Raw genomic sequence first — 9,738 nt, 5'->3', positions numbered from 1 at the left:
CCGTCGTTTTTCAATCCGATATCGACAAATGCGCCGAAATCGGCGATGTTTCGGACAACCCCTGAGACGATAGAACCTTCCTTAAGCTCTTTGATATCGGTGAGATCGGAGCGAAACATGATGGGAGGCAAACTCTCGCGGGGGTCAAACCCCGGTTTTCGTAGCTCCGCGATGATATCACTGAGTGTCGCTTCCCCTACCCCCAACTCCTGCGCAATACGGGGAATCTGATCTTTGGTGATCGATGAGAGCTCGTAGCGTTTTAACAGAGTATTCGCCGCTTCGTAGCTCTCGGGGTGAACACCCGTGTTGTCCAACACACTTTTCCCCTCTCGTATCCGAAAGAATCCTGCACACTGCTCGTACGCTTTGGCTCCCAGCCCTTTGACTTTGAGGAGTTCTTGTTTGCTTTTAAACGCACCGCTTTTCTCACGGTACTCCACTATCGATTTGGCAACTTTTGCCCCCACCCCCGCGACATAAGAGAGGAGTGAGACCGAAGCACTGTTAGGATCGACCCCGATACGGTTAACCAAATCTTCGGTAACGTCTCCGAGCTTCTTCTCAAGCATCTTTTGATCGACGTCGTGCTGATACTGCCCCACCCCAAGCGATTTGGGATCGATCTTCACCAGTGCCGCCATTGGATCGCGCAACCTTTGAGCTATCGAGATTGCCCCCCGTATCGTCACATCGAGTTGCGGATACTCTTCTTGGGCGATTTTGGAGGCGGAGTAGACCGATGCCCCCGCTTCGGAAACGACCGTATAAGCTAGATTAAGAGCCTCATCACGGTTTAGTCTCGCAAAAAATTCCTGCGTCTCCCGTGAGGCCGTTCCGTTTCCGATGGCGACGGCATTAATCCCGTAACGATCACACAACTGCTTTACAACCTTTGCACTCTTCTCATAGTCGCTTTGAGGCGGTGTCGGATAGATGACGGCGTGATCCAAATACATACCGTTCTCATCGACGACGGCGAGTTTACACCCCGTGCGATACGCCGGATCGGCTCCCAAAATGGCACGCTTCGTGACGGGAGGGGACCCCAAAAGCTGTGAGAGGTTTTTGCCGAAGGTATTGATCGCTTGAATATCCGATTTCTCTTTGATCATTGCGTGCACTTCCCGCTCCAATGAAGGAAACAACAACCGTTTGAAGCCGTCGAGATAACTCGCCAACAGCAGAGTCTGAGAGCTTTTGGCATGTCGCGGTATTTTGTAGTTCTTAATCGTATTTTCTACCCGATCCATATCGAGGGTGATCTTGACGCTCAGCTCTTTTTCACTCACCCCGCGCATAATCGCGAGATAACGGTGCGAGGGGATGGAGGCTATTTTTTCACTCTTTCCGGCGAGCTTGGCGAATAACCCCTCCTCACTCATCCCTTTGGCCGCTTTGATCTCAAACGAGGAGTAATCCAGTATCTGACGACGCCAGTGGTCACGCTCACGCGGATCGTCACTGTAGCGCTCCGCTAGAATAGCCTGAGCCCCTTTGATCGCCTCTTCGCGAGAAGTGATAGAACCTTTGACAAAACTCTCAGCACGCTTGGTAAATTCTCCCAACTCTAACTGTGCTCGCTCTAACAGATCCGCCAACGGTTCGAGCCCTGCGGCGATAGCGACACTGGCACGGGTATTTTTCTTCTCTTTAAACGGACGATAGATGTCTTCGACCTCTTGGAGCGTTTGAGCGTTGTTCAACCGTGTACGCAAGTCGTTATTCAACTCTGAGCGCTCCGAAATGAGACGAGATACCTCCTCTTTACGATCCAGCAGTTTTTTCGAATAGCCGTAGATGCTCTCAAACTCACGCAACTGCTCATCCGTAGCACCGCCTGTCATCTCTTTGCGGTAGCGGGCGATAAAAGGGATGGTGGAACCCTCTTCGAGGAGTTTTAGGATATTGGTAACGGTTTTGGCGGTGAGTCCCGTCTTTTGGGAAAGTAGATCGATGAGGCTATTCATTGGTTTCCTGAGTTTTTAGCATTTTTGGCGGCAAGTTCACGCGCTTTGTCTTTTTTACTCTTCCCTTTTCCCTTGATCGGATCGGGTCCTTTGACTCTCGGCGGCGGAGTTCCTACGAGTTCAAACCCCTCGATCTGCTCACGCGGCAGTTTAATAGAGGAGCGTTTTTCGATCAATCTAAAATGATCCCGTTCCTCGTAACCGATAAACGAAATCGCCAGACCCGATTTCCCTGCACGACCCGTCCGTCCGATACGGTGGATATAATCGGCAGGTGAGCGGGGAAGATCGAAATTGATAACGCAAGTGATGTCATCGATGTCCAAACCGCGCGCGGCGATGTCGGTTGCAAAAAGGATACGGATTTTTTTCGCTTTGAACTGCTCCAACACATAGGTACGATCCTCTTGCAATAGATCCCCGTTAAACGAGTCCGCCGAAAAACCGTACTTGCGAAACTTTGCGGCGATATTATCGGAGGCTCTTTTGTTTGCCATAAAGACCAACACCTGCTCCCATTTTTCGGTGCTGAGAAGATGGCGCAATAACGGTCCGCGATTTTCGGGATTCACCTCGATAACCCGCTGTTGGATACTCTGTACGGTCGGCATCTCTGATTCTATCGTGATATGGATCGGATTTTGAGTGATTTTAGCGGCAATCATCTCCATCTTCGGCGGATAGGTTGCGGAGAAGAGGAGATTTTGACGTTTTTCTGGGATCGATTCTAAGATCAGTTCCAACTCTTCGGCAAATCCCAGATCGAGCATCTTGTCCGCTTCATCGAGGACAAAAAATTCCAAGTGCGAGAGGTTCATCTGTTTTTTTCTCAACACATCGAGAAACCGCCCCGACGTTGCAACGAGAATATCGCACCCCTGCTGTATTGCATATATCTGATCACTGATCCCCTCACCCCCGATGAGGCTCACTACTTTCGGCGTTTTAGGGAGATTTCTTCCCATCGTCTCAAAAGTCTGAGCTACTTGGAGGGTGAGTTCGCGTGTCGGGGTGAGGATGAGGGCTTTGATCTTAGCTTTTCCCTCTCCACGTGTTGCCGACCAAAGCTCTAAAATCGGGAGGACAAAGCTGGCACTCTTACCGCTTCCCGTCTGCGCCTGCGCGAGGATGTCACGGCGATCTAACACCAACGGTATCACTTTTTCTTGGATCGGGGTTGGTTGAGTGTAGCCGTTTTCTTTTACTGCTTTAAGGATATAAGATGAACGTAAAAGGGGTGAAAATGACATGAAGAGTCCTCATTAATAGTAGAGCGAAGTATATTTTGTCTAAGTAGTCAAACGGATTAACCAAGATTTCTCTATACTTGCACCATTAAAATTCCTAAGTGGAGATAATTAGCATGATCAAAAAAAACCTCTCAAATATACTTTCTTGGCTTCTGCTAGGAGTTGTGGTGATTTATTTTGCCTATTCTAAAGGGTGGATTTTTGCTGGATTCGATTCTATCACCCCACAACAAGCTCAGACTCTTTTGAAAAATGACAAAAATGTATTTTTATTGGATGTTCGGACAAAAGAGGAGTTTGCCCAAGAGTACATAGCGGGTGCTACACTTATTCCGGTACAGGAACTTACTGAAAAACTCTCTCGACTCCAAGATAAAAAAGATAAAACCATAATCGTATATTGCCACAGCGGAAACCGAAGCGTCCAAGCTTCACGTATCCTAGCAAATAATGGTTTCATACCACTGAATGTCAGCGGGGGGATAACAGGGTGGAAAAGTGAGTCGCTTCCAACGATTCAGTAACTCCCCTCACCTACCGTTATCACGTAATTATCATCCACTTCTACGACTCCAAATGAATGTTGCCCACAAAAACTCTCATTCATCTCTTGTGCCCATGCACGGGCAATTCGCATTGCATTTTCTTTGTCATCAAAGGTTTTAATTTGAGGCATATTTTTACGAATAGCGCATTTACAGAGTTTTTCTACAACGACATGATATTCCATGATTTTTCCCTTTTAGTGATCGGATTTGCATCCACAGCCGCCACCGACCATGCCGATGACAAAATTGTCATTTACTTCGACTAACTGAAAGGTATGTTTACCGCAAAAGCTTCCGTTCATATACGCCATTTGTGTTTCAGCTGCCTCTAATGCCGCTTCTTTGGCATCAAAGGTAGTGATTTGAGACAACCCCTCTTTTTTTGCACAACTGCATAATTTTTCAATAACGACGTGATGTTCCATCTCTTTCTCCTTCTATATCAGTTAATTAGAGTAACTGCATAAATTATTCTATTCGTAGAGTTTTTTTCTATGCTATAATCGTTTAAATTAGCTGAAAGTAATTAGAACTATGAATACCAAAAGTTTAAAAAATGCCCTTTCAATTTCTGCTATTTACTTAATCTTTGGTCTTGCCTGGATCTATTTTTCAGACGCTGCTGTTGCATCTTTCGCTAACGATAACACTCAACTTACCCTCTTACAAACTTATAAAGGGTGGTTCTTTATCTTCTTTACTACGGTCATGCTTTTTTTTGTAAGTTATCAATTTTTCTCTAAAGAACTTCTCGCATACCTACGTCATTTAGAAGAGCAACATCAAGTTCAACAACAACTCGCTAAAAAAGACACTCTTCTCAATTCGTTGATCGACAGTTCTCCTGATGCCATCGTTATCAAAGGATTAGACAGACGCTATATTGTTTACAATCATGGTGCTGCTGAATTCTCGGGGGTTGAAAGTATCTTTGCCATTGGAAAAACAGCCAATGACATTTTTCCCCCCGAAACGGCAAATATCATTAATACCATCGATAATAATCTATTAGAGCAGAAAACCGTGAGTGATCATGAGGAAATCATGCAAATGCCAAATGGCAATGTATATACCTACTGGGTAAAAAAAGGGTTATTACGTACCGATGATGGAAACTTATTTGGCATTTACGGAATCTATAGAAACATAACTGAAGAGCGAGAATATGAGCTTAATATTCTTACTGAAAAAGAGAGGTTTGAACGACTAGCTCACCATGATCCCCTGACTGAATTACCGAACAAATTGAGTTTAACGGAGTATACAAGCAATCGCATCGTGACTCAAAACAATCATCCTTTCTCACTTCTTTTCCTAGATTTGGATGGTTTTCAACAAATTAATGACTCGTATGGACACCTGTTTGGGGACAAACTGCTCATCGAAGTAGCGCATCTTTTGCAACATATTTTTTACCCAGATGGCTATATTGTACGAACGGGAGGAGATGAGTTTGTCATCATCGTCTCACCCCCAGAAGATGAATTGTCACTCTCTTCATTAATAAATCGTCTCATTGAAAATTTTACCCTTCCTATACACATTGATGGGATTGATATTTACACCACACTCAGCATAGGTGCGGCCAATTATCCACAGGATGCAACAACAATCGAAGGTCTACTTCAATGTGCCGATGCAGCAATGTATGAGGCAAAAAAGAACGGTAAAAATACCTATCGATTTTACAATCCCACCTTCACGCAAAAAGCGCTTGAACGAACCATAATCACCAATAAACTTAAAAGTGCATTGAGAGACGATCAGCTTAGCGTTTTCTATCAGCCTCAGGTAGATGCGCAAAGTGAAAAAATTATCGGCTATGAAGCACTAATACGATGGGAAAGCGACGATGGATTTATCCCGCCATCTCTTTTTATTCCGATTTCCGAAGAGAGTGGAATGATCCTAAAAATTGGTGAATTTGTTCTGATTGAAGGGTGTAAAACTGCGCATAGATGGAGTCAAGAAGGGTTATTGCATGGTCATATTGCGATTAATGTATCTGCCTATCAATTAATTCATCCAAATTTTATATTACAACTTGACAACATCATCCACACTACAGGGTGCAACCCGTCTTGTATTGAATTGGAAATTACCGAAAGTTCTATTTTGGAAAATCCTGAAAAGACTATTACTCTTTTGAGTATCATAAAAAGCAAAGGGTTTAAAATTTCAATTGATGATTTTGGCACAGGTTATTCTTCCCTCTCCTATCTCAAAAATCTTCCTATCGATAAACTCAAAATCGATATTTCATTTGTACGCAATATCACTAATGAGCCAAAAAATCAGACTATCGTTAAAACGATCATTTCATTGGCGAAAGGTTTGGGAATGGAAGTACTTGCCGAAGGGGTAGAAACACTCGAAGAATTTAATTTTTTACGTGAAAACGGCATCGATACAATTCAAGGGTTTTATTTTTATAAACCAATGCCATCAACGTCGATTGAAGCATTGCTTCATGCTAGTAGGAAAGAGTGACTTTCTCCTAAAACAACTCGATTACGTCCAGCGGCTTTTGCCTGATACAAACACTTATCCGCAGCAGCATACAAGTGTGTTTCATTCGCAACTAATGAGCCATTGATACAGATAAGCCCAATCGATATCGTTACGCATTCAGCAACACTGTTTTTGCAGTGTTCAATAGAGAGATTTTCAATACCTTCGCGAATTGAATTAACAAATAACAATGATTTATCTAAATCATCGCACCTAAATATAAGACCAAATTCTTCTCCGCCTAAGCGAAAACAATAATCATCTGCTCGAACCGTCCTTTTTTTGATCTCGTGTGCCACTTGAATCAAAACTTCATCCCCTTTTTGATGACCGTAGGTATCGTTATAATCTTTAAAATGGTCTACATCCATAATCGCAAAACAGATAAAATCACTATTTCGTTTTGCACTACTTAGAAATCGTGGAAAGAGTGTATTAAAATGACGACGGTTATAGATACCGGTCAGTGCATCCGTAATTGCAATCTCTTCAAGGCGTTTTTTATCACTAATATCCTGACGAATAGCCGTATAGCCGATTTTTCTCCCCTCATCATCGTATATCGGATAGATTGTTGCATCAACCCAATAATAACCTCCATCTTTAGTACGATTTTTCAGTTCACCTCTCCAAACTTTATTCTCCTTTATACTCTCCCATAGCTCTTTATAGATCGTTTTTGGCATATCAGGATGATGGACTATACGATGATTTTTTCCAATCAACTCCTCACGAGTATATCCCGAAATTCGACAAAATGCTTCCGATGTTTCCAATATATTCCCGTTCAAATCGGTGCTAGAGGTTATAATATTTTTATCAATCAAGGTAAGACGGTCTTGAAGGAGTTTTTCAAGTTTGCTTGATTCAGTAATATCCCGTACATTCACCAAAAAACGCTCTTTATCTGGCATCAGTGTAATAGACATATTAACACGAAGTTTTTTTCCATCTTTAACAATACAGGTTTTTTCAAAATTATCGATAAAACCCTTCTCATATACCTGATCAATCGCACTTAATGCGCGTGGAAGATCCTCAGGAGCACTTAAACCGGCACAACTTTGTTTCAGCATCTCCTCATTCGTAAATCCACTCATCTCAAGATAGGCTTTGTTAAAAAAAAGAAAATTCGTTTCAGCGTCTAGCAGTGCTATACCATCACGTGATGTATCAACAATGGAGTGAAGAAACTTTTGATTACTATGGAGCTGATCATTGGTGTCTTCTAACTTTTGAATCAAGTTTTGAAACCCTAATTCAATAATAAAAATAATCAAAAAAACAAGGATAAACAAATACGTTGCATTTTCAATCATTTTTTGCGCGTATTGATTCTCTATGGCAGTAATATCATTTACAAAAACCGCTTTTGCAACTACTTTTCCAGCATAATCATGGACATCAAATGAATAAATAGCATAACTTTGATCATTAAAATGAAATCGATAGAGCATCGGAAAAGGATAATCAATCTTTGCTAATTGATCAAGCAATGGCTTATTATTAGCAGAATCATACTGTAGACTATAGTCACCAATTCTCAATGTTTCATTTTTGTAGAGATTAAGATTATTATTTTTGACGAATAAAGCCCCTTTTAATCCGCTGTAGTACTCCATTTCATCAAAAATAATGTCAGGGCGGCTTCCTAATTCTAATGCACCGATATAACGTTTATCCTCAAAAATTGGAATAACTGAACGGTATGCGAGATTATGGATACCGGTTTCAAATCCATGAATCTCTTTATTATATTTAGATATATTAGCAATCATCGGACGAAAACTAGCTACGTTATCACCGTATTTTTTTGGAGCATGCATTCGCAGTAATGCTGTCCCATCCGATAGATGAAAATGCATGACACTAAGATGTTTATTTCCTTGTTTCAAAGCTTTCCATCGCTCGACAGTCAAATCGAACAATGTTTTTCTGTCTTGATTAATAATCGATTTTTTAATATTACGTGAATTAATATTGATCATTGCATCGGTATAGTCGACTTGATTGCGCTTTTCAACTATTTTATCGTAAGTAGTTTGCAAGGTATGTGCATAAGTTTCTTGATTATCTTTTAACTCTTTTTTCTGCTCCCAATAAATCGATCCGAGTAAAACAACAGCAAACAGCAAAAGAATAGTAGTAACAAAAATGAGGGTTTTATTTTTAGTACTCCAGTGTTGCATTGCTTACTCCATATTTACTATTCTTTTATAAATGTTTTATAAAAAAAATTCATACATGATAAAAATATGATACGTCTTTCCATCACAGATAAGTAGAAAAGAGAGTATAAAAGGAAAGAAAATCTCTCAATGGGAAAAAATGAAACACTAAAATACAATTTTTATGGGATAAAAAAGAATTTTAAATGTGATAAATAAATTATGATAACGGTGTTGTCTGCACTACAAAATAAAGTTCATCTTTTAGGGTATTGAGACTTTTGATGACATTTGTACGCCGAATTTCATCAAGCTCAAAATGTTGCTCTATCGAATCATAGATACGATCAATGCTCGCATAAATTTCGACCATCAATTCTGCTTTAAGTTTATCTTGTACGCCAGCCATAAATTATCCTATTTGTTTGACTAAATCTTTTAGCAAAGACTCAACCAAAAAAATCTCCCAAAAGGGAGAAAATGACGAGAAACAATGAAGTTTTATCCCCAAAGGGGATTGGTGAGTTTAGCGGATGAGGTCAAAGAAATAGTCAGTGGTTGCGATACCTTTTGTATCTTCATCCAACTGATCAAGAACTTTGTTCGTGATCCAAGTAAGAAGGTTCAACGCTCCATCATATCCGCTGATAGAGTAACGGTGTAGGTGATGACGGTCGAAGATTGGGAATCCGATGTAGATCAACGGAGTACCAGTATCACGCATCAACTCTTTACCATAGCTGTTACCGATCATGAAATCGACAGGCTCAGTGAAGAGGAGTGAACGCATTGCCCACAAATCTTTTTCAGCCCATACATGCAAGCTATCTTTTGCAGGAGAAGTATCAAGCATTGCTCTCATCTCTTCTTCCCACCCTTTTGGTGCATTGTGGCAAAGAACGTGAGTAGGTTCTGCACCCATCTCAAGAAGGAATGATACTGCACCGATTAGGAAGTCAGGATCACCCCAGATAGCGAATTTTTTACCGTGCATGTATGGATAGCTATCTTGCATAGCATCGACAAGACGGCCGCGCTCTACTTTGAGTTTTTGTGGAACTTCTGTTCCTGTTAATTCTGCGAGTTTCATAACGAACTCATCAGTCCCTTTAAGACCGATCGGGTTAGAGAATCCACCAGCGTGTTTCCAACGTTTTTCGACCATTTTCATGGTTTTAGACGTTGCATATTTTTGAAGAGAAATTGTAGCAGATGAATTGATACAATCTTTTGTGTCTTCAATTTTTGTTCCGCCTTGGAACATTTCATAACTACCAGCAGGCATATCCCA

The 9,738-nt window shown here is 41.4% G+C and carries 9 protein-coding genes; 2 read left to right on the top strand and 7 right to left on the bottom strand.

Annotated elements, in window-relative coordinates:
• Both PHR02_RS07230 and PHR02_RS07225 read right to left on the bottom strand, forming a co-directional pair.
• Positions 1-1,970: Tex-like N-terminal domain-containing protein (locus PHR02_RS07230; protein WP_299990616.1), on the bottom strand; the 1,970-nt coding region annotated here is incomplete at its 3' end.
• Positions 1,967-3,220, bottom strand: a complete 1,254-nt coding sequence (locus PHR02_RS07225; RefSeq protein ID WP_299990614.1) for a DEAD/DEAH box helicase — start codon at positions 3,218-3,220, stop codon at positions 1,967-1,969. The genes PHR02_RS07225 and PHR02_RS07230, both read right to left, overlap by 4 nt.
• Before the next feature lie 113 nt (positions 3,221-3,333).
• On the opposite strand from PHR02_RS07225, the gene PHR02_RS07220 reads away from it, so the two are divergent.
• A complete protein-coding gene (locus PHR02_RS07220) occupies positions 3,334-3,744 on the top strand; it encodes a rhodanese-like domain-containing protein (protein WP_299990612.1) in 411 nt (136 codons plus the stop codon).
• On the opposite strand, the gene PHR02_RS07215 is transcribed toward PHR02_RS07220, so the two are convergent.
• Positions 3,738-3,950 carry a hypothetical protein gene (locus PHR02_RS07215; RefSeq protein WP_299990610.1) on the bottom strand — a complete coding sequence of 71 codons (213 nt, stop codon included), beginning with the start codon at positions 3,948-3,950 and terminating at the stop codon, positions 3,738-3,740. The genes PHR02_RS07220 and PHR02_RS07215 overlap by 7 nt on opposite strands.
• Positions 3,951-3,962: 12 nt before the next feature.
• Positions 3,963-4,193, bottom strand: a complete 231-nt coding sequence (locus PHR02_RS07210) for a hypothetical protein (protein ID WP_299990608.1) — start codon at positions 4,191-4,193, stop codon at positions 3,963-3,965.
• A gap of 109 nt (positions 4,194-4,302) precedes the next feature.
• On the opposite strand from PHR02_RS07210, the gene PHR02_RS07205 reads away from it, so the two are divergent.
• Complete coding sequence (locus PHR02_RS07205) at positions 4,303-6,258, top strand: EAL domain-containing protein (RefSeq protein WP_299990606.1); 1,956 nt, start codon at positions 4,303-4,305, stop codon at positions 6,256-6,258.
• Here PHR02_RS07205 and PHR02_RS07200 read toward each other — a convergent pair.
• From PHR02_RS07200 to PHR02_RS07190, 3 genes are all read right to left on the bottom strand, one after another.
• Positions 6,237-8,468 (bottom strand): diguanylate cyclase, encoded by a 2,232-nt coding sequence (locus tag PHR02_RS07200; RefSeq protein WP_299990604.1) that lies wholly within the window; start codon positions 8,466-8,468, stop codon positions 6,237-6,239. The two genes, PHR02_RS07205 and PHR02_RS07200, sit on opposite strands and share 22 nt — an antisense overlap.
• A gap of 199 nt (positions 8,469-8,667) precedes the next feature.
• Entirely contained in the window at positions 8,668-8,856 is a 189-nt protein-coding gene (locus PHR02_RS07195; RefSeq protein WP_299990602.1) for a hypothetical protein, read from the bottom strand.
• A gap of 117 nt (positions 8,857-8,973) precedes the next feature.
• On the bottom strand, positions 8,974-9,738 hold a 765-nt coding region (locus PHR02_RS07190), incomplete at its 5' end, for a nitrogenase component 1 (protein ID WP_299990600.1).

The sequence above is a fragment of the Sulfuricurvum sp. genome, from assembly GCF_028688295.1.
Lineage (GTDB): Bacteria > Campylobacterota > Campylobacteria > Campylobacterales > Sulfurimonadaceae > Sulfuricurvum.
Note: the sequence above shows the minus strand (reverse complement) of the source record. Positions and strands in the feature narration are given on the sequence as shown.